Annotated in this window: 18 protein-coding genes; 13 read left to right on the top strand and 5 right to left on the bottom strand. The window is 38.1% G+C overall.

The features are described 5' to 3' along the window. Nucleotides 1-55 precede the first annotated feature (55 nt). The 3 genes from AC5WOC_RS15880 (at nucleotide 56) to AC5WOC_RS15870 (ending at nucleotide 1882) form a co-directional block, all read left to right on the top strand. Nucleotides 56-379: a hypothetical protein gene (locus AC5WOC_RS15880; protein ID WP_496056393.1), complete on the top strand. Its 324-nt coding sequence runs from the start codon at nucleotides 56-58 to the stop codon at nucleotides 377-379. A 673-nt stretch (nucleotides 380-1052) separates the two neighbouring features. Further along, entirely contained in the window at nucleotides 1053-1469 is a 417-nt protein-coding gene (locus tag AC5WOC_RS15875) for an acyl-CoA thioesterase (protein ID WP_496056392.1), read from the top strand. Nucleotides 1470-1501: 32 nt separating this feature from the next. Next, a complete protein-coding gene (locus AC5WOC_RS15870; RefSeq protein WP_496056391.1) occupies nucleotides 1502-1882 on the top strand; it encodes an FxsA family protein in 381 nt (126 codons plus the stop codon). Nucleotides 1883-1886: 4 nt separating this feature from the next. On the opposite strand, the gene ytvI is transcribed toward AC5WOC_RS15870, so the two are convergent. Then, nucleotides 1887-3014 carry a sporulation integral membrane protein YtvI gene (gene ytvI / locus AC5WOC_RS15865; protein ID WP_496056390.1) on the bottom strand — a complete coding sequence of 376 codons (1128 nt, stop codon included), beginning with the start codon at nucleotides 3012-3014 and terminating at the stop codon, nucleotides 1887-1889. A gap of 284 nt (nucleotides 3015-3298) precedes the next feature. Between ytvI and AC5WOC_RS15860 the strand changes: the two genes are divergently transcribed. The 3 genes from AC5WOC_RS15860 (at nucleotide 3299) to mdh (ending at nucleotide 6719) form a co-directional block, all read left to right on the top strand. Further along, complete coding sequence (locus AC5WOC_RS15860; protein ID WP_496056389.1) at nucleotides 3299-4408, top strand: citrate/2-methylcitrate synthase; 1110 nt, start codon at nucleotides 3299-3301, stop codon at nucleotides 4406-4408. An 81-nt stretch (nucleotides 4409-4489) separates the two neighbouring features. After that, nucleotides 4490-5755, top strand: coding sequence for an NADP-dependent isocitrate dehydrogenase (gene icd / locus AC5WOC_RS15855; protein WP_496056388.1), 1266 nt, complete (start codon nucleotides 4490-4492; stop codon nucleotides 5753-5755). Between the two features lie 22 nt (nucleotides 5756-5777). Beyond that, nucleotides 5778-6719 carry a malate dehydrogenase gene (gene mdh / locus AC5WOC_RS15850; protein ID WP_496056387.1) on the top strand — a complete coding sequence of 314 codons (942 nt, stop codon included), beginning with the start codon at nucleotides 5778-5780 and terminating at the stop codon, nucleotides 6717-6719. Between the two features lie 72 nt (nucleotides 6720-6791). Here the strand turns inward: mdh and AC5WOC_RS15845 are convergent, their stop codons facing one another. After that, nucleotides 6792-7541: an SDR family NAD(P)-dependent oxidoreductase gene (locus tag AC5WOC_RS15845; RefSeq protein WP_496056386.1), complete on the bottom strand. Its 750-nt coding sequence runs from the start codon at nucleotides 7539-7541 to the stop codon at nucleotides 6792-6794. Nucleotides 7542-7692: 151 nt separating this feature from the next. Next, nucleotides 7693-8997, bottom strand: a complete 1305-nt coding sequence (locus tag AC5WOC_RS15840; RefSeq protein ID WP_496056385.1) for a D-alanyl-D-alanine carboxypeptidase family protein — start codon at nucleotides 8995-8997, stop codon at nucleotides 7693-7695. A 187-nt stretch (nucleotides 8998-9184) separates the two neighbouring features. Here AC5WOC_RS15840 and AC5WOC_RS15835 point away from each other — a divergent pair, with 187 nt between their 5' ends. Both AC5WOC_RS15835 and AC5WOC_RS15830 read left to right on the top strand, forming a co-directional pair. Next, nucleotides 9185-9934 (top strand): alpha/beta hydrolase, encoded by a 750-nt coding sequence (locus AC5WOC_RS15835; RefSeq protein ID WP_496056384.1) that lies wholly within the window; start codon nucleotides 9185-9187, stop codon nucleotides 9932-9934. A 174-nt stretch (nucleotides 9935-10108) separates the two neighbouring features. Next, nucleotides 10109-12070, top strand: a complete 1962-nt coding sequence (locus AC5WOC_RS15830; protein ID WP_496056383.1) for an AMP-binding protein — start codon at nucleotides 10109-10111, stop codon at nucleotides 12068-12070. Between the two features lie 235 nt (nucleotides 12071-12305). On the opposite strand, the gene AC5WOC_RS15825 is transcribed toward AC5WOC_RS15830, so the two are convergent. Both AC5WOC_RS15825 and AC5WOC_RS15820 read right to left on the bottom strand, forming a co-directional pair. Then, entirely contained in the window at nucleotides 12306-12908 is a 603-nt protein-coding gene (locus AC5WOC_RS15825) for a DUF421 domain-containing protein (RefSeq protein ID WP_496056382.1), read from the bottom strand. Nucleotides 12909-12983: 75 nt separating this feature from the next. Then, nucleotides 12984-13913 (bottom strand): S66 peptidase family protein, encoded by a 930-nt coding sequence (locus tag AC5WOC_RS15820; protein ID WP_496056381.1) that lies wholly within the window; start codon nucleotides 13911-13913, stop codon nucleotides 12984-12986. Between the two features lie 160 nt (nucleotides 13914-14073). Between AC5WOC_RS15820 and AC5WOC_RS15815 the strand changes: the two genes are divergently transcribed. The 5 genes from AC5WOC_RS15815 to AC5WOC_RS15795 all read left to right on the top strand — a co-directional run bounded on the left by AC5WOC_RS15815 (nucleotide 14074) and on the right by AC5WOC_RS15795 (nucleotide 20008). After that, a complete protein-coding gene (locus AC5WOC_RS15815; protein ID WP_496056380.1) occupies nucleotides 14074-15117 on the top strand; it encodes a basic secretory protein-like protein in 1044 nt (347 codons plus the stop codon). Nucleotides 15118-15253: 136 nt separating this feature from the next. Further along, a complete protein-coding gene (locus AC5WOC_RS15810; RefSeq protein ID WP_496056379.1) occupies nucleotides 15254-16309 on the top strand; it encodes a basic secretory protein-like protein in 1056 nt (351 codons plus the stop codon). A 196-nt stretch (nucleotides 16310-16505) separates the two neighbouring features. Continuing rightward, the gene (locus AC5WOC_RS15805) at nucleotides 16506-17342 is read left to right on the top strand and encodes an alpha/beta fold hydrolase (protein WP_496056378.1); all 837 of its coding nucleotides are present in this window, start codon (nucleotides 16506-16508) and stop codon (nucleotides 17340-17342) included. Between the two features lie 214 nt (nucleotides 17343-17556). Beyond that, a complete protein-coding gene (locus tag AC5WOC_RS15800) occupies nucleotides 17557-17688 on the top strand; it encodes a WDGH domain-containing protein (RefSeq protein WP_496056377.1) in 132 nt (43 codons plus the stop codon). 547 nt (nucleotides 17689-18235) lie between these two features. After that, a complete protein-coding gene (locus AC5WOC_RS15795) occupies nucleotides 18236-20008 on the top strand; it encodes a hypothetical protein (protein ID WP_496056376.1) in 1773 nt (590 codons plus the stop codon). Nucleotides 20009-20038 lie beyond the last annotated feature (30 nt).

Below are 20038 nucleotides of genomic sequence, written 5' to 3'. Positions count from 1 at the left end.
AGTGTTTGCATAGTATAATAGGTGAGATAGAGACTCTCTAACGAAAGGCATAAGAATGAGCAGCAGCATTCGAGATGATTTTCTCCGAGGGTTGAAGGAAACAGGAGGCGAACTTCCCAAGGATAAAGAAAAAGGGAAGTTTCGTTATCTAATCGTTCACACTTATCGTCTTTTTTATAATCGAGGGGCACTGTCTGCGGATGATTATACTGGAGAGACACCTGTTCCAGTGGCAGAAGTTAAATTCAAGGTGGTTGATCCTTTGCGAGTAGAGTGTGAGCTTCTGTCTAAAGATCGTAAGGTACTAAAGCGTTATACTTTTAAAACTGGTCGTGCTGAACAACATCACGTCCGGTTGGAGTATCCCAAGTCAGCATAGCATTGCAGATTTAAGAGCAATTGTGAGAGCTGAAATGCTTGCAATTGCTCATCCATTAAAAATAAAACACCATCTCTGCATTGTTTAAGTTTGCAATTCAGAGATGGTGTTTCTTATAACATTACGAGCGAGAAAACCCATGGTTCGAATCGTGAAACGAAAGCGAGAGTTAGATAAGGGATCCCTTTTTACATTTCACAAGTCTGACTATTTTTTAAATAAACATGACAATTGACGAAAATGCGATCTGTACTATTCGAAATTTCAACAAGGAATGGGTTCACGGTTTAAGCTTGGATTATCGATGATTACCAAGAATCCCAGGGCATTAGCCGTGCGGAGTTGTCAATACTTACATCAATCCTAGTTGAGGGAAAATCCACCAGCGTAGTCGGCTGCGGCGTTTTGCTTTACGGCGAAGCATGGAAAACACTCCTTTCTTTGTCCATTTTTTTTTGTATTTTTTATAGGCTATTCATAAACGATAGTTAAAAAACAATTTTGATCTAAGGGAAAGGAATAGCCTTTTGTAAAACCAACTTTCTTATTCTAACATATTCTTGCGTTCATTTTTGTAGTCTTGTCCTTATTATGTGATGTACTTTGATGAAATATGATAACTATTTTTTTGTTATATTAACTAATAGGAATATATTGATGGAGGAATTGGGTTTTGAAAACAGAGATAAGAGTCCGATATCAAGAAACGGATCAGATGGGTGTAGTATATCACGCTAATTATTTGGTTTGGTTTGAAGTTGGGAGGACAAGCTTGATTCGTGAGTTTGGTTATTCGTATCCTCAACTGGAGTCAAAAGGTATTTTATTGCCAGTTGTAGATGTTGGAGCGCAATACCGTCATTCTGCAAAATACGATGATGTTGTTGTAGTGACAACAAAAATAAATGAATTAGGACCGAGTAAAATTGTTTTTGGGTATAACGTTACTAGGAAAGAAGATAACAAACTACTTGCTACTGGGCATACCAAGCACATTTGGGTTTCACGGGAAATGAAAAGGGTTCGGATAGATGAACGTTGTCCTGAACTATATGGAAAGCTTGTAAATATGGGCAATATAAACGGGTAGACGTGCTTCCGCTCTGGAAAGGAATGGCTAAAATGTTTCTTAGAAAAATAATTCAGATAGGCGTCGTTTTCTTTCTTGTGGAACTAGTAGGAATCTTATTCGTTGGTAGTAAAATAGGTGCATTTCCCACCTTTTTATTAATTATTTTGGCTGGGATAATTGGTGTTATTCTTATTCAAAAATTAGGGTATCATACATGGAAAACAGCACAGCAACAATGGTCTGAAGGGCAGCCTCCAGGTCATACTATCTTAAGAGGTGTGCTTCAATCATTGGGCGCTGTGCTGTTAATATTCCCTGGTTTTATCAGCGATGTGATGGGGATATTGTTATTTATTCCTTTTACACGAAAATTCGTTCAACAGCTGGTATTTGTCTGGTTGCGAGATAGGGCAATAAGGCGCTTTCGATAGTTATCTACTGTTTTCTTCCGTTGATTACAAAACTCCATATATCTTGGAAAATATGGGCTCTTTGGAGTGCAATTGCAATAACTGCAACTGTAGGTCCAACAATAAAACCTAGTACACCGAGCAGGTTTAATCCAATAAATAGTGCTATCAAGGTCACCAACGGATCCAGCCCGACACTTGTAGCAACTAGTTTGGGCTCAATAGATTGTCTTGTGATAAGAATGATCAAATAAACAATACTGAGTCCAATAGCTAGATGAACATTTCCAATAAAAAATAAATAGATAATCCAAGGTACAAGTACTGCTCCAACGCCTAGATATGGTAACAAGTCAACCACGCCAATGATTATTGCAATAGAGATGGCATAAGGAACATTTAGAATTAAAAGTCCAATGTACATGATAATCGATGAAATGGTGATCAATGTTAACTGTGCCCCGATAAATCCGACTAAGGCTTTTTTTAAATCATGGAAAACAGCACCACTCGTCTTTTGGATATGTTTTGGGATGACGTTTTCTAGATCTTTGTTAATTCGCGGCCATTTCAAACTAATAAAAAAAGTTGCCAGAGTGATGAATACCATAACTGTTATCAGATAAGGCAAATTTCCTAAAAAAGTTCCGATACCTGTTATGATGTCAGTGATGAGCATGGTTCCTTGTTTGGTTAACGCAGAAATATTTTCTTGAATGGTTGCTTGGATGCTTGCTTGTTGACTTGGATTTTTTTGCAGGTAGCTCTGGACCGTATCCATGATGTGGTTTAGCAGCGTGTTTTGTTGGACAAACTTAGAAAACAGTAATTGGCCTAAGTCATTCAAAAAGGCAGGCAATTTTTGGGCCAAATTGGTCAGTTCTACTACAACTCCAGCTACTAAAAAAACGATGATCGTAAACAATATGGACAGAAGTATGAATAAAACCAAAAACGAGCCAAGTAGACGTGGTATTTTACATTTTCTTTCTAGCCAACGGATAATTGGTTCCATCAGCATGGCAATAATCCATCCGATCAGGAAAGGGTAGAGCAGTGGGATGGAAAATTGTAGAAGAAAATAAACCGATATCATGATTGCAATTACGAGTACAGAACGAAAGGTGATTCCAAAAATATGCTGTTTCGACACGTTTATTTGCTCGCCTCCTTCCAAGGATGATTATATCATTACCCCGTGAGAAATGGTTATGAACCAATGGCTCTAGGATGGGAAATTTGGTAATAATGTGGTACACTAATTCTTGGGCACGAAATTCGATTTATCAAGTAGATTTAATCTCTTTTCTCGGATATAATATGGAAGTGTTTTGATAATCGAAATGAAATCATAGTGACATCGGTATGAAACCGTTTACTTACCTAATATTTTTCTGTGCCTCTCATTTTGTTACGATGGATAAGGAGCGATAACACATGGTAGTTAAAGGCTTGGAAGGTATTACAGCTCTCTCCTCAGAAATTTGCTCCATTATCGATGGAGTATTGGCGTATCGTGGTTACAATATTGATGATTTAGCAGATCACTCTTCTTTTGAAGAAGTAGCGTTTCTTCTCTGGTATAATCATCTGCCAAACAAAGAGGAATTAGCTGAACATAGAAAAGCACTACAAGAAAATGCTGCAATTTCCGATCAACTAATTAATCAAATCCGCTTATACCCAAAAGACGCACATCCAATGACTACGCTTCGAACCGCAGTTTCTGCTCTCTGTATGTTTGATGATGAAGCAGAAGTTAACACAGTGGAGGCGAATCAACGCAAAGCAATCCGTCTAACTGCAAAAATACCAACAATTATTGCTGCTATTGCTCGTATACGCGATGGAAAAGAACCAATTGCACCTCGAACTGATATGGGGTTAGTAGCAAACTTCCTATATATGCTGACAGGTAAGGAAGAATCGGAAGTGGCTGTACAGGCACTTGATAAAGTTCTTATTCTGCAAGCTGACCATGAACTAAATGCTTCGACTTTTGCTGCACGTGTTACAGCTGCTACATTGGCCGATATGTATTCTTCCGTAACAGCTGCTATTGGTGCGCTCAAAGGTCCGCTTCATGGTGGGGCAAATGAGCAAGTAATGGTGATGCTTCGTGAAATTGGTTCTGCGGAAAATACAGAGCCATATATCTTAGATAAGTTAAATAATAAAGCAAAGATTATGGGCTTTGGACATCGTGTGTACAAAAATGGCGATCCAAGGGCAAAACATTTGCGAGTAATGTCTCATAAATTAGGAGAACAACACGGAGATACAAAATGGTATGACATCTCAGAAAGAGTTGAACAGCTCGTTGGTGATATCAAGGGTCTAAAACCAAATGTTGATTTTTATTCTGCTACGGTTTATCACTACCTTGATCTCTCTGAGGATTTGTTTACCCCATTGTTTGCAATGAGCCGTATCACTGGTTGGACTGCACACATCATGGAGCAGTATAATGATAATCGTTTAATTCGTCCTCGCGCAGATTATGTAGGGAAAACTGATCAAAAATATGTACCGATTGAGAATAGATAAATCAAAGGGGATATTATCCCCTTTTTTCCCTATTTTTTTTTGAATACATATGATGGGTTTAATAATGAGGAGGGTATCTATATGGCAGCAGAAAAAATAACGGTTGTCGATGGTAAATTGCATGTTCCTAATCATCCGATTATTCCTTTTATTGAAGGAGATGGAATTGGTCCTGATATTTGGGCAGCTTCTAGCCGAGTATTAGATGCAGCAGTAGAGAAGGCATACAACGGAGAAAAGAAAATCGAGTGGAAAGAAGTATATGCTGGAGAAAAAGCATTTAATTTAACGGGTGAATGGCTGCCGGCTGAAACTTTAGAAACGATTCGAGAATACCTCATCGCAATCAAAGGACCACTTACAACACCTGTAGGCGGAGGAATTCGTTCTTTAAATGTTGCTTTGAGACAAGAATTGGATTTGTATGTTTGTCTGCGCCCTGTTCGATATGTCGATGGAGTTCCAAGTCCAGTGAAGCGACCTGAAGATGTAGATATGGTAATTTTTCGTGAAAACTCAGAAGATATTTATGCTGGAGTAGAATGGGAAGCAGAATCAACTGAAGCACAAAAAGTGATCCGATTTTTGCAGACAGAACTTGGCGTGAAAAAAATCCGTTTTCCAGAAACTTCTGGTATCGGTATAAAACCAGTATCAAAAGAAGGCACGGAAAGATTGGTTCGTGCTGCTATCGAGTATGCATTGCTACATAAACGTCCAAGCGTGACACTTGTTCACAAAGGAAATATTATGAAATTCACCGAAGGAGCCTTTAAAAACTGGGGTTATGAGCTCGCAGAACGGGAGTACGGTGACAAAGTTTTCACTTGGGCACAATATGACCGTATCGCTAAAGAAAAAGGAAAACAGGCTGCTGATCAGGAACAACAAGCTGCCACAGATGCAGGAAAACTGATTGTGAAGGATGTAATTGCGGACGCTTTTCTTCAGCAAATTTTGACCCGTCCGAAAGAATATGATGTTATAGCGACGTTAAACTTGAATGGAGACTATATTTCTGATGCATTAGCTGCTCAGGTTGGTGGGATAGGTATTGCTCCAGGGGCAAATATTAATTATGTATCTGGTCATGCTGTTTTTGAGGCAACACATGGAACAGCTCCAAAATATGCTGGTTTGGACAAAGTAAATCCTGGATCTGTCATCCTGTCGGGTGTTCTGTTGTTAGAGCATCTTGGTTGGCAAGAAGCTGCTGATCTCATCCATCAGTCGTTAGGAAAGACTATTTTGAGCAAAGTTGTTACATATGATTTTGCGCGTTTGATGAATGATGCGACTGAGGTTAAATGTTCAGAGTTTGCAGATCAACTTATTCAAAATTTGTAGGAATTCGTAGGAGGATACCAGTATGGCAGCTATTAAACGTCGGAAAATATCTGTAGTTGGTGCAGGTTTTACTGGTGCAACTACCGCATTGATGCTTGCACAAAAAGAACTTGGGGATATTGTCTTGGTGGATATTCCACAAGCAGAAAACCCTACAAAAGGGAAAGCATTGGATATGTTAGAAGCAAGTCCTGTCCAGGGTTTTGATGCAAATATTACTGGAACAAGCAGTTACGAAGAAACTGCTGATTCGGATGTTGTCATCATTACAGCAGGCATTGCTCGTAAACCCGGTATGAGCCGAGACGATTTAGTAAATACCAATGCAAAAGTAATGCGGTTGGTAACTGAGCAAGTTGTTAAATATTCTCCAGATTGTATCATTCTTGTTCTCACCAATCCGGTTGATGCAATGACTTATGAAGTTTATCGTACATCTGGATTCCCAAAACATCGTATCATTGGACAGTCTGGAGTATTGGATACTGCTCGTTTCCGTACGTTTGTAGCTCAGGAACTAGGCATCTCCGTCGAAGATATCACAGGTTTTGTGCTTGGTGGACATGGAGACGACATGGTCCCATTGGTTCGTTATTCTTATGCAGGCGGTATTCCACTTGAAAAATTAATTCCACAAGAACGATTGGATGCAATTGTAGCGCGTGCACGTACAGGAGGAGGAGAAATCGTAAATCTCCTTGGGAATGGCAGTGCATACTATGCACCTGCTGCGTCGCTGGTACAGATGGCAGAAGCGATTTTAAAAGACAAAAAACGTATTCTCCCAGCGATCGCATATTTGGAAGGTGAATACGGTTATCAAAACCTTTACCTTGGGGTTCCGGTAGTACTTGGTGGGAATGGAATTGAAAAAGTATTGGAATTGGAACTTACCGAAACAGAAAAAGCAGCATTAGATAAATCTGCTGATTCCGTGCGTAATGTAATGAAAGTATTAGGTTAATATGGATATAGAAAAACCCACAGTTCTTCGAAGAACTGTGGGTTTTTCTATATGTTTGGCAGATTTTTTGTCTTATCGAAATCCTCCTGATGCAGTGATTCTTTCTCCTGTTAGCCAAGCAGAGTCATCCGAGGCTAAAAATACGACCACAGGCGCGATATCTTGTGGTTTTCCAAAGCGGCCAAGTGGAGTAATTTTAGCCAATGCCTTTGCTCGGTCACTGCCAGCAATTCCAAGACTCTGGGTTCCTTCGGTATCGGTTCCTCCTGGAGCTACTGCATTTACGCGAATATTTCGAGATCCTAGTTCTTTTGAAAGTGCTACAGTGAGAGAATCAACCGCTCCTTTGCTTGCAGAATAAATGCTTGAGTTGATAACGGGGCTCTTACTGGCAGTCGAACTAATGTTAATAATGCTGCCTCCGCTGGATGGAAAGTATTTCAGGGCTTCTTGAACTGTAAGAACGATGCCGAGCACATTTGTATTAAATGATAAATGGAATTCTTCTTCGGAAACATTCTCGATCGATTCAAATTTATATACGCCAGCATTGTTCACGAGTATATCTACTGAACCAAAAGCGTTGTTTGCTTCTGCGAACAATCGCTTTATGTCTGCTGAATTTCCAACATTCCCTTGGACACTGATTGCTTTGCCATCATTACGAATGATATCAGCTACTACACGTTCTGCTCCTTCCTTACTGGAGGAATAATTTACAACAACACTCGCACCTTCTGCTGCCAATTGGATTGCAATTTCAGCACCAATTCCTTTGGATGCACCAGTTACGATAGCGGTTTTACCAAGTAATTTTTTCATCTTTCCATCCTCATTTCTTTTTGAGTTAGTAACGGAAATTTGATAATTTTTATGAAGAGAAAGTAATGTTGACAAGACAATCATTTCTGTTTAGTAGATTATTTTTATCATAACGGTATAAAAAAAGAAAACAAGGATTGAAATTTAATGTTTAACTAGCAATGTAATGCGCGATTCGATCAAGAAAACTCTCTTTCTGCACAGCATTTTTGGTCACGAGCGGCACAGGTCTAAAGCCGTCTATGTTATGACCTTTGAATTGCAACTCTACTTGCCCTACGATCGTTCCTTTTTTTAATGGGGCTTTTAGATTGCTTTTCCATACAACATGATAACGATAATCTGTTTTCTTGTCTCCACGCTTCACTGGAATGCGAATATTTTTTGCTGCAACAATCGTTGTTTTTTTCTCTTTGGCTTCAGAGATAGAATGGGTGTAGTTGCCTGGTACAGATTGCCCTGCTTTTAGAAAGGTTATTGGTTGAAACATTTGGTAGCCAAAATCATATAGTTTTTTAGTTTCCGTAAAACGCTTGTCCTTGGAGGTTGTTCCCATTACAACGGACATAAAACGAGTATCGTTTTGTTTGACAGTTCCTGCAAAACAATAGCCTGCACGCTGCGTGGAGCCGGTTTTTATTCCTTGAACACCTTTATACTCATGCGATAGGCCTGGCAGCATGCTGTTCCAATTCAGTACTTTTTGTTGTCTCGGTGTTCCCGGATGAAAGGTATAGGATGCTATTGTTGTAAAGTGGAATATTTCAGGATGATTGGTGATGAGCTGTGTCGCTAATGAAACGGTGTCTTTGGCAGACATGACATGCTCTCCTTGTGTCTTTGGTGGATCTGGATAGTCTTCTTGATTTAATCCGGAACTATTGAGAAAGTGTGTATGTTGTAATCCAAGCTCTTTTGTTTTTTGATTCATTATAGCTACAAATTTTTCTTCGGATCCAGCTACGTATTCGGCTAGAGCTACTGCTGCATCATTCGCAGACTGCACTAGCAATCCAGTAAATAACTCTTTCACTGTAATCTTTTCATTCGGTTGTAAGTAGATTTGTGCTTCGTCTATATCTGCTGCGCGCTTACTCACGACGACTTCATCTGTCCAATGTATTTTCCCAGCTTTTATTTTGTCTAAGATGATATATGCAGTCATCATTTTTGTCATGCTTGCGGGTGGGCGAGACTGGTTTTCGTTCTTTTTTGCTAATACCACCCCAGAATCATAATCCATCAAATAGTAGGCTTCTGCTTCGACTGTTAACTTGTTCGTATCTGCATCCTGCCCTTTGAGAATCTTTTGTTTTTGCTGTTGTGATTGGATGTTTTCATCTTCATAAACAGAGGCTTTTAATGATGGATGCCCATCTATTTCTGAGGCATATCCATGAAATGGCATAACCCATAAACATAGTACAATTGATAATATGCTAAGTGTATTTTTCATAAAAAATCTCCTTCATCGAAACTTTCTTCATCATATATCAAAATATTCCATCTAGGAAATACAATTCATATAATGATAACTATTTTGACAGCAATTTCCTTCGTTCTTTCTGTCTATGTACTTTGGTTTTACTGCATGCTAGTATTAGTGTGATAGCCTCGAAACTACCTAGGTAAAAGGAACAAAAATGAAGAAAAAGACAGTAGTAGTGAATCTCCATGGTTGGACGGCAACTCCGCAGAAGTACCAATTTGAGCGTTCATGGTTTCTTGGAAAAGTGGATGAACTCGTCTCGCTGACTCTGCCTGGACATGACACAGGTCATAAAACAGAAGAAGAAAAGGCGCGAGCAATGTCGCAGTTTTCGTATCTTGACTGGCTGGAGTATGTTCAGGAGCAGCTCTTTGCATTGGTTCAGCGTGAAGATGTTGGTGCTGTAATTGTCAATGCTCACTCCATGAGTGGGTATCTGGCTCTGATTGCTACCGTTAACATGAGCACGGAAGAGAGGGAGAAGATCAGGGTGTCGGCAAAGGCACTTCCATATCGTCTTCATCTCATTCTGTTTGGGTTGATGCTGCATCTTACGAAGATCCCTGTCCCATTCCTGATGCACCGAATTATGCTGCCAAAGGGTGGGGAAGCTGGTTCAAATCTAAAAGTTACTTGGAAGAGTGTGCGTGATTTGAATAAAGTCATCCGTCTAGGCAAACAGGCTCTCTCAAAGGTGACTGTTCCTGTGCTGCTTTTTCAGGGCGAGAACGATCCTTCTGTCAAGGAAGTGAGCGGTAAGTTTATTCGAAATCGCCTTCCGCTTTACACACCTTTCCGAGCAGAGCCTCTTCCTGGGGGGCATACACCGAGCGAAGCGGAAAAGAAATTTATGGCTCGTGTTATCGTGGAGACTTTTTGTTCTGGTAATTCAAGTGTAGCGTAACATCGGGGTACAAACTGGTGACGGTGAAAATCGTCACCAGTAAGCATTTTGTCAAGAAAAATTGAAAGCGTTATCATTTCAGAAGATAACATATATATAAATTGATATCGTATAGGAAACGCAATCCATTCTGCTTACATTTTTTTAGATACATCAATATGTAAGAAGGGATGAATGAAGTTGCGAGAAGATAAACAGATATATTTGCCGACCTCCATCAGATGGGAGAAAACAAATTTATATCAATTTATAAAAAAGAGTGGATTTGCTTCCCTCGATGAACTTTATCAAGCTATAGAACAAGATCCAACATGGTTTTGGTCAGAGATGGAAAAAGAAATCGGGTGGACATGGCATAAACCTTATGACAAAGTAATGGATGATTCCGCAGGTATTGCTTGGACACGCTGGTTTTGTGGTGGAAAAACAAATGTCGCATATGATTCAGTAGAGAAACATGTGTTTGGGAAGGCTGGTACGAAAACGGCAATCATTTGGGAAACAGAAGATGGGACGACTAGGAAAGTTACTTACCAGCAATTATCCGAAGAATCAGATCAATTTGCACATGAGTTGCTTCGTCTGGGAATCGAAAAAGGAGATCGAATGGTTCTCTATATGCCAATGATTCCAGAAGTAGTTACAGCAATGCTTGGGGCAGCCAAAATAGGCGCAATTATCATTCCTGTTTTCTCAGGTTATGGAGTGGATGCGGTTGCAACAAGAATACAAGATAGTGAGGCAAAAGTACTCGTCACAGCAGCTTACTTTTACCGTCGTGGAAACAGAGTAGAAATGAGAAAAATGGCAGAAAAAATCGTGGAGAAATGCACTTCACTTCGTTTTGTTATCGTTGTTCAGAGAGATGATGCGGCGTTTGTTCCCGCTCATTCTCAAGCACAATGGATCCATTATGAAGATATAAGAAAGCATCAAGTACCCATAAGTCCTATGGTTTGGGTGAAGTCAGAAACTTCCTTGATGTTGTTATACACTTCTGGTACGACAGGAAAGCCAAAGGGAACTGTACACACCCATGTTGGTTTTCCCTTTAAAGCTGCACAGGATTTGAAATATGCATTTGATTTCCAACCTGGGGATAGGTTGTGCTGGCTAAGTGATATGGGCTGGATGATGGGTCCATGGATGGTTTTTGGAGGACTGCTACTTGGAGGAACGATTGTATTATACGAAGGTACTCCAGATTATCCGCAGTTTGATCGCTTATGGCAACTGGTGGAAAAGCATGACATCACACATCTTGGCATCTCTCCGACATTAATACGAATGTTGATGAGCAGAGGGGATCAATGGATAGAAAAACATGATCTACCTTCATTAAAGGTGTTTGGCTCTTCTGGAGAACCATGGAATAAAGAACCTTGGATTTGGTTATTTGAAAAAGTAGGAAGATCTCGGTGTTCGATAATCAATTATTCTGGTGGTACAGAGATTTCTGGAGGAATATTATCTAGTTTTCCGGGATTGCCGCTCGTCCCTTGTTCGTTTCATGGTCCGATTCCTGGGATGAATGTAGATGTTGCTGATGTACAAGGAACTTCACTAGTCGATGAAGTAGGAGAGTTAGTTATTCGAAGTGCATGGCCAGGAATGACAAAAGGATTTTGGAGAGACCGTGACCGCTATCTAAAATCTTATTGGTCACGATTTGCTGATCGATGGATTCATGGAGATTGGGCAGAGCGGAAATCAAATGGATATTGGTTTATTCATGGACGCAGTGATGATACATTAAATATAGCTGGAAAACGAATCGGACCAGTAGAGTTTGAAACAGCGCTTGTCGCTCATCAAGCTGTTGTCGAAGCAGCTGCGATTGGAATTCCTGATGATATAAAAGGGACTGTTGCAGTCTGTTTTGTTACACTCCAAAAAAATGCGGATATATCAAAGGCATTGGAAGTTGAACTTTTAGCTTGGATCACAGAGAAAATTGGGAAACCATTAAAACCAAAAGCAATCTATTTTGTTGATGAGTTGCCAAAAACGAGAAATGGAAAAATACTACGACGTGTTATTCGTGCGATTTATTTAGACGAAAATCTTGGAGATTTATCTTCCCTTGAAAACCAATCTACTGTGTCCAGTATTAAAAAAGGAATATGGAGGATTTAGCGAGTCAATGTTAACTGGTATTCATTAAATCTATATGTGAAAGACAGTCAAAATAAAAATTTAAACAGGAGAGCTATGGTCGATTTTTTGATCGATAGTTTCCTGTTTGTTCTTATTACAAGATTTAAACTTGTCCTTTTTTAAACTAGGTTCGTTTTCTCATGTATTATTGATCGATTTGAATAGATCATTTGACGGGAAAACACATAAATGGATCAAATTCTTATGCTTTGCTTTAATTAGGCTCATTTTGATTTCCTTCATTTGGTTTGCTCTTTATTTCTGTAAAGAGATTGGAGGTTTTTGTGTCTTTGAGAAGCAAGGGAGATATAGATTTCTCGATTTGTCGGAGACGATCTATTATCTCTTGGATATCACCTTTTGTACTAGGCTGATGCTTATTTTTAAGCGAATAGCCAATTTGGCCGCTTGGTTCAATGGTAGCCCATTCTACATCATCTATATTGGCTATCCCGACTTCACGAAGCCGTGCTTCTAACTTATCGACTGTAAATCTTAATTTGCGGAGATTTTTTAGATGGAATTTTCCATTTTCAATTACAATCTTTGATTTACCGATAGATAGTGTTTCGAATAAATCAAACTTAAGTTCCAAATATTCTAAGATGATCATGATAATGATAATAATACTAGCTGCGAGCATCGTATATCCTAAACCGTGTCCTGATACAGGTTCCACTAAAAGTGTTCCAAGACCGACAACGACCATAACTTGTGGCACTGTCATTTGCGATATCGAGATCCTGCCACTTAAACGTAGTAATATCGTTCCGATTATAAAGATTAAAGTCGTTTCCCAAATCGTTTGAAAGAGCATAAGTATATCATCCTTTCAAGTAATAATATAACCAGCTCTGTCAAAGAAAATTAGCGGTATAGCATATTGGTATGTTTATGACTCACTACGAACCACAGATTCTGTAATAGTGAGTGAGTTATCGTATGTATTCAGGTTAACTGCTGCCCCTATAGGTAGCGCAGCTTTATATTTGCCGTGAGCTGTCTGTAAATTAGTCATAAGAGGTTTATTCAATGGAATAAGCAAGGTATCGATCAAAGCTTGGTAGGATGTTTGATAGGAAATAGGGCAGCTGGTACATTGTCCCATAACAATCCCGAGGCAGTCTTCGAATTTTCCAGCTAATATTAATCGGGTTAGATCTCGATATATTTTATCAGTTGGCTCATGAATTTCTTCGAGCACAATAATTTTTCCTCGTGTATCTATTTCATAGGCAGTACCCAGCGTGTCAGCGAATGAAGTGATATTTCCTCCAACTAGTGATCCAGTGACATTCCCTTGAATGAGGCTTTTTAGAGGAATGCCAGGTGGATTTTGAATTAGTCTGGAATTAGTGGGCTCTTGCAGGATAGAAAAAAATTGATTGAAATTATATGCTGGTGTACTCGTTTTAAAATCGAGTAGCAATAGACTTTGAAAGGTAATTAGATCTGAAAATTGATATAAAACATTGTTTAATATCGTTATATCACTATATCCCGCTACAATTTTTGGATTTTGCGCAATACTTGTATAGTCTAAGTACGGCAGAATATCTTTTACCCCAGTCCCTCCCCGAGTCGGTAAAATTAATTTTACTCGAGTATCTTCCACCATTTTCATAAAATCAGAAGCTCGATTCGTGGCAGAAGTAGCAACTATTCCTTCATGATCATATACATGTTCTCCAATGAGAACAGAAAATCCCATCTGTCTAAGGGTACGAATTCTTCTGTTAATGGTCGATGATCCGAGAGGACTCCCAAGTGTAACAATACCAATGGTGTCCCCGCTCTGTAGCACGGGGGGTTTTATAGGCATTTGTGGCACCTCCTATTTTACGGATTCCCATTATCATATGTATCCCTTTTTTTGAAAATTACCAATTAATTTGAAATGAATTTGTACATGTATCGCTAAGACTTGTTCACGTTTTTCTGCCTTTGTAAAATAAACGTAATAGCAGGAAAGGAGTGGTAAAATGAAATATAAAAGACTTTTGCTTGCCTGTAGCGCTCTTATTCTTTGTAATGTTTCTATTACAAGTTTGCCTGTAGCTGATGCTGCGACAAAAGTGATTACTAGTGGAGAATATAAAATGACGGTTGAATATGATGATCCAAACCTTAATTCCATCGTAATGGCATATGAACAGACATTTAAACGGTCCTATGTACAAATGGCCGATCATTTTAGTCCAACGAAAGCTCCGAAAGAAATAACACTGAAATTCGAGCGAAATGAAAAATATCCTTATGCCTATACACAGGGAACTACTATTTATATGAACCCAGATTATGCGAAAAAAAATCCAGAAGATCAAGGTCTATTGGTACATGAGTTATTTCATGCAGTCGATGCATATCCTGATATAGTAAAACGTGCTAGCTGGTTTGATGAAGGTATGGCTGAATTTGGTCGTAATCACTATTCGATTTTAGATTATCGGTTTTATAAGGCTCCTACGGATGATCAAAAATATACAGATGGATATGAAGTAACAGCAAGATTTTTTGAGTGGATCGAATATATCAAATCTCCAGGAAGTATGTTGAAGATTCATCAACGAATACAAAATGGCTATTACTCTGATGATCTATTCAAAGAGTACACAGGTGAAACCTTGGACGAGCTATGGAATGAATACAAGAAGACGTCTGGAAACATAGAAAAGTTGGACTGGTCATTTGCAAAAGAAAAATCGAGATACAATGGAGAAACTGGCAGTGGAAAATGGGTAAATTATTTTTCATTTGAATATATCCCTGGGGAGCAAAATTATTTAAATACACGCAGTAACAATGCTACACAAGGCAAAGTTAACTATAAAATCGTTGATAACAAGACAGGGAAAACGGTAAGTACATTTGCAACAAAAGAACTATGGGAAAGATCGATTGATTTTTTTGATCCTTTTGAAAAATATGTAAAGGAACCAAAGAAAGGTGATTATACGATGTATGTGCAAATTCCTAAAGGCATGAACATCGATTTTGAATTTAATTATGGAAATAAATATCATTAGTAGAAGAGCAGTCTGGCTGTAGAAAGCCATCTGCTTTTTTTAATTGTTAATCCTCTATGACTGTTTCTTTTTACCGCTTGTCGATTGAACTATTTTTTAATAGCATGGTTTTAAATAAAAGGTAAGGAGAGGAAGCATGCGAGGACTTCTCAATAAAAAAATAGTACCGTTTCTTGTGTTTGCAGTTGCAAGTATTCCAGTGCTGGGTCTTTCCCCAGAAAAAGCTTCTGCTACGACAAAAACAGTAACAAGTGGTAATTACAAGATGACAACAGAATACACTGATTCCAGTTTATCATCTGTAGTAAGTCGCTATGAAACAACATTTAAACGTACATATGCACAAATGGCAAGTGAATATAGTCCAAAAAATGCTCCAAAAGAAGTTATCGTAAAGTTTGTGAAAAATGAGAAGTATCCCATTGCTTATACGGTTGGCAGTACGATTTATATTAACCCTGACTATGCAAAGTCTCATACTGGTGACCAAGGAATGCTTGTCCATGAAATGTTTCATGTCGTCGATGCGTATCCAAATGGGGTAACAGCTCCCAGTTGGTTTAAAGAAGGCATGGCTGATTATGCACGTTATCGGTACTCCAATATCGAATCATGGCGCTTGCCTGCTGTAAAATCAACACAAAATTATACCAATAGTTATGGGGTAACAGCTCGATTTTTTACATGGATCAATCAAATCAAGTATCCTGGCAGTCTTTTAAAAATTCATCAGCGTGTGCAGAATAATTACTACTCAGACGATTTATTTAAAGAGTATACAGGGAAAACGTTAGCTCAACTCTGGTCAGAGTATCAAAAGAGTCCAAATGGAGTAGAAGATTTAAATCGATCTTTTCTAAACAATAAATTCCGTTACAATGGGGAAAAGGGCAGCGGAAAATCAGTCAAATATTTTGAGCTTACTTATATACCAGGAGCACAAAATTATATTCATACCCGCAGTAACAGTGCAACACAAGGAAAAGTGAGTTATAAAATCGTGAACAGCAGTACCGGAAAAACAGTGAAAACCTATACTACTTCGACATTAAAACAAAATTCACTCAGTTACTTTGATCCATTGAGTAACTATTCCGGACAGCCAAAAAAGAGTAAGTATAAATTATATGTTACAATTCCAAAAGGGATGAACATCGATTTTGAATTTAACTTTGGAAATAAATATTATTAATCAAAAAAGCGTATCTCAATTCAAGAGATACGCTTCTTCATTCATTAACAAGATAGACTAACGATGATGTTGCGATTCATAGTACCCAGTTATTAAATAATTTCGCTTGTTTCTTCCGAGTCTATTAGAATATTCTCCTCTCTAATAGGAAAAATAATTTATGTCAGTTAAGAATTTCAAAAATGGAGGATTTGAATTGGCAAAGATAACAGTAGGAATAGAAAATCAATCTCCAATTGAACTTTATTATGAGGATCATGGTTCTGGGAAACCAGTTGTGTTAATCCACGGATGGCCATTGAGTGGACGCTCTTGGGAATCTCAAGTTCCTGTTTTAATCGAAGCAGGTTACAGAGTAATAACATACGATCGACGTGGGTTTGGGAAATCATCTCAACCATGGAATGGGTATGACTATGATACATTTGCTGCTGATTTACATCAGTTGCTGGAACATTTGGATCTTTACCATGTTACCCTTGTCGGGTTTTCGATGGGTGGAGGCGAAGTAGCTCGTTACATAGGTACATATGGTACAGAAAGAGTGGAGAAAGCAGTTTTTGCTGGGGCAGTACCCCCATACTTATACAAATCGGAAGAGCATCCAGAAGGTGCAATAGATGATGCTACGATTGAAGAATTTCAAAATGGTGTAAAAAATGATCGAATAGTATTTCTTGATGGATTTACAAAAAATTTTTTTGCTGCAGGAAATCAAAACAGTTTAGTCAGTGAGCAATTTCGCCTTTATAACCTAGATATTGCAGCAAGCGCATCTCCGAAGGGGACACTAGACTGTATCAAGGCTTTTAGTAAGACAGATTTCAGAGAAGATTTATCCAAGTTTCACATTCCGACGCTTGTTATACATGGTGATTCAGATGTGATTGTACCATTCGAGCAAAGCGGAAAGCTCACACATGAATCCATAGACAGCAGTGAGTTGGTTCTTATAAAAGGCGGCCCGCATGGATTAAATGCTACACATGTAAAAGAATTTAATGAAGCACTACTTTCTTTTTTAGAAAGATGATGGCAGATGCAGAGGTAATGGATCGAAAGACATTAGAACCCAAAGACCTGTGAACGATGCGCACATGGAAGGGTCACACTGGAAAATATATGTATCTATCATGCTGTTTTCGGAGTTACCTCGGATTGCCTATGACAGAGTTCCTGCCATAAACGAAAAAGTAAGTTAAACCACTTCTTATGAGGTGGTATTTTTATGCTCATGAGGTGGTGAGATGATGAAAGTAGATGGAGATACAAGCAATGGATACCACACATTCAATGAGCTTTATTATCATCGAATGATATTGTTTTCAGTGATTTGTAATCAGGAACAAATGAAGGATATGGATGGTGGTTACACATGATGGAACGATGTACAGGAGTTAGACAAAGCACCTCCACACCAACACGATCTATAGCAAATTTCTCTACCTTATAGCATTGCGGGCGAGAAAACCCACAATTTAAATCGTGGGATGAAAGCGAGCGTCAAACGAGGGGAAGGAATTTCCCTTCAGCAGTTCAACCTTTGGAAAAAATAAATTTACAAACAAATGTTCGTATGGTAATATATGTATAGTCGCGACAGACGAAAACCAAGTTTGCTCGAGGCAAAGAAAAAACAACAAACATAAACCGTGGGGCGCACGGGGTTAGCTTGGTAATGAAATAGTCATGAGTCTATCGTCCCAAGAATCCAACGGCTTTAGCCGTATGGAGTTGTCAAGCATGATCTCTCCGTATGTGTGTAGGGATCACTCATGCTTGAGTGTTTTTTTTACTTTAGCACACAACAACAAAAACAGAAATGCAATTTTAGAAAAAATTGCATTTCTGTTTTTTAAATTTCAGATGATGTTTTCTGTTAAAATTAAGCTCAATAAATTAAATGTTTAAAGGAGATTGATTCCTTTGTCTAACGGCTCTCTTATTTGGCGAAATATCAAAGAAAATGCGAAATCTTATCGTTTATTTTTTATCATACATATGTTCTTTGTGATGGTTTATTTATGGTGTGAAATGCTTATAAATCATCCTTTATTTGATAAATTTCTTAACGTAGAAGAGAAAAGTATTTTAGATATCCCGATGATATCTATTCTGGTAATTTTATATTTCTTCTTAGCAACCATTTATCAGATAAGCAGCAGAAGAGAGACGGTAACACCAGATACATTTGATGATGCTTCTTTAAAACAAATAAAAAAAGTTATTCTTTGGGAAAATATAATTTTAGGTTGTTTTGCTGTTATTGTTGGATTGATACTTGGTTTGCTCATCTCTCCATGTATTCTCACTGTTTTCTCATTGTTTATGGAAACTCCTGCTTTTCCTTTTGATTTCTCCCTTTTAGCGATTGGTAAGACGGCAGGGTTATTTTTATCCCTTGTGTTTATCAGTGCTTTCTGTTTATCCATCTTTGTATATTCAAGGAAACAAGCGAGAATGTCGGAAAAGCCACAGTCTTGGATTATTGTTTCGATTCTGCTCTTGTTAGGATTGGTATTATGGGAGATTCTTGTCGATCATTTTAGTTTCGTTTTTTCATTGTTAACAGGACTTTATTTTATCCTCTGCTTAGTTCTACTCGTTTATTTGGATAAAAAAATAGGGTTTGTCTCTATATTTAGTAAAAAAACATATTTAGAGGGACTGACTGGAAAGATATTGTTTAGTTTTTTTGCTGTCTTATTTCTTTTATCCTCCATCAGTGATACGAAAATATTTCTTACGAGTTATATGACCCAAAAAAATTACTATAAAGAAAATGCATTTACCTACTACTTAGAAGCAATATATCAAGATAAATCGAAACTTCCATTGTATGAAAAAGCATTGGAAAACGAACTAAGTATGAAAAAAGTTTCGTTTCATAAACAAGCAGTAGATTTTCTTATTTTACAAGAATCTAGTGGCTCGCGTTCTCCGCTTGCCATATCTTATACTGCATATACTAAATTAGCAAAACAACTGGGAAATTCTGTACCGCATAAGCTAAAAGAAAATGAAGCAATTTACTTTTTTACTACTGTTAACGCTTATTATCACCGGAAGAGTGATTTTGATAAAAATGAAATTGCTTTTCAAGGATATCCCACAGCTTTTTATTTGCAATCGCAAACAGGCAGTTTTATACCTGGATATGATGTGATTGTACTAGCGGATGATGTATACCAAGAACTTTCTAAAATTGAAAACGGGCAAATCAACTACACCATACCTGATCGGTATGTTTTATATACAGTTTCATCATGGATGAAAAAAGATCCGCAATATGATTCCAGTGAGCTGCAAATCGGTGCGAAAATAATTAACCAAATCGAGGTTTCTCCAAAATTTATTCCAAATCAAGATAATATTTTAAATGGATATATTGGAAAAAATGCTGATTATGAGCTGACTGTCCGTTCTCCATATGGAATGGGAGTAAATGATATCCGGTTTTTGCTCCTCGCTTTGATAAAGTGCCTTGTTGGACTGGTTTTGGCATTATTTCTTTATCGACCAGAAGAAAAACGTTGGATGTTGTCATTCTATTATCCTTATGGCGCGGCAATATTAGCAAGTTTTGTATTTAGTGTTGATCGAATCGCTTATACAAGCTTGGCGATCGGGGTGCACATTATTGTATTTCATCTCTTTTTCTTGCTCCAAGCAAAGAAAAAATTTAGTTTTTACCGGTAAATCGTGCTTCTTTTTCTGTTTTCATAGCAA

The organism is Shimazuella sp. NTD247, assembly GCF_059510415.1.
The sequence above is the reverse complement of the archived record's forward strand: the minus strand, read 5'-3'. Positions and strand labels throughout refer to the sequence as shown.

What these genes read in the sequence shown, in the direction of transcription:
- AC5WOC_RS15840 (WP_496056385.1), bottom strand. Translation starts at nt 8,997, where the DNA reads ATGAAAAATACACTTAGCATATTATCAATTGTACTATGTTTATGGGTT.
- AC5WOC_RS15810 (WP_496056379.1), top strand. Translation starts at nt 15,254, where the DNA reads ATGCGAGGACTTCTCAATAAAAAAATAGTACCGTTTCTTGTGTTTGCA.
- AC5WOC_RS15845 (WP_496056386.1), bottom strand. Translation starts at nt 7,541, where the DNA reads ATGAAAAAATTACTTGGTAAAACCGCTATCGTAACTGGTGCATCCAAA.
- AC5WOC_RS15815 (WP_496056380.1), top strand. Translation starts at nt 14,074, where the DNA reads ATGAAATATAAAAGACTTTTGCTTGCCTGTAGCGCTCTTATTCTTTGT.
- mdh (WP_496056387.1), top strand. Translation starts at nt 5,778, where the DNA reads ATGGCAGCTATTAAACGTCGGAAAATATCTGTAGTTGGTGCAGGTTTT.
- AC5WOC_RS15880 (WP_496056393.1), top strand. Translation starts at nt 56, where the DNA reads ATGAGCAGCAGCATTCGAGATGATTTTCTCCGAGGGTTGAAGGAAACA.
- AC5WOC_RS15870 (WP_496056391.1), top strand. Translation starts at nt 1,502, where the DNA reads ATGTTTCTTAGAAAAATAATTCAGATAGGCGTCGTTTTCTTTCTTGTG.
- icd (WP_496056388.1), top strand. Translation starts at nt 4,490, where the DNA reads ATGGCAGCAGAAAAAATAACGGTTGTCGATGGTAAATTGCATGTTCCT.
- AC5WOC_RS15830 (WP_496056383.1), top strand. Translation starts at nt 10,109, where the DNA reads ATGAAGTTGCGAGAAGATAAACAGATATATTTGCCGACCTCCATCAGA.
- AC5WOC_RS15820 (WP_496056381.1), bottom strand. Translation starts at nt 13,913, where the DNA reads ATGCCTATAAAACCCCCCGTGCTACAGAGCGGGGACACCATTGGTATT.
- AC5WOC_RS15800 (WP_496056377.1), top strand. Translation starts at nt 17,557, where the DNA reads ATGATGAAAGTAGATGGAGATACAAGCAATGGATACCACACATTCAAT.
- AC5WOC_RS15825 (WP_496056382.1), bottom strand. Translation starts at nt 12,908, where the DNA reads ATGCTCTTTCAAACGATTTGGGAAACGACTTTAATCTTTATAATCGGA.
- AC5WOC_RS15835 (WP_496056384.1), top strand. Translation starts at nt 9,185, where the DNA reads ATGAAGAAAAAGACAGTAGTAGTGAATCTCCATGGTTGGACGGCAACT.
- AC5WOC_RS15860 (WP_496056389.1), top strand. Translation starts at nt 3,299, where the DNA reads ATGGTAGTTAAAGGCTTGGAAGGTATTACAGCTCTCTCCTCAGAAATT.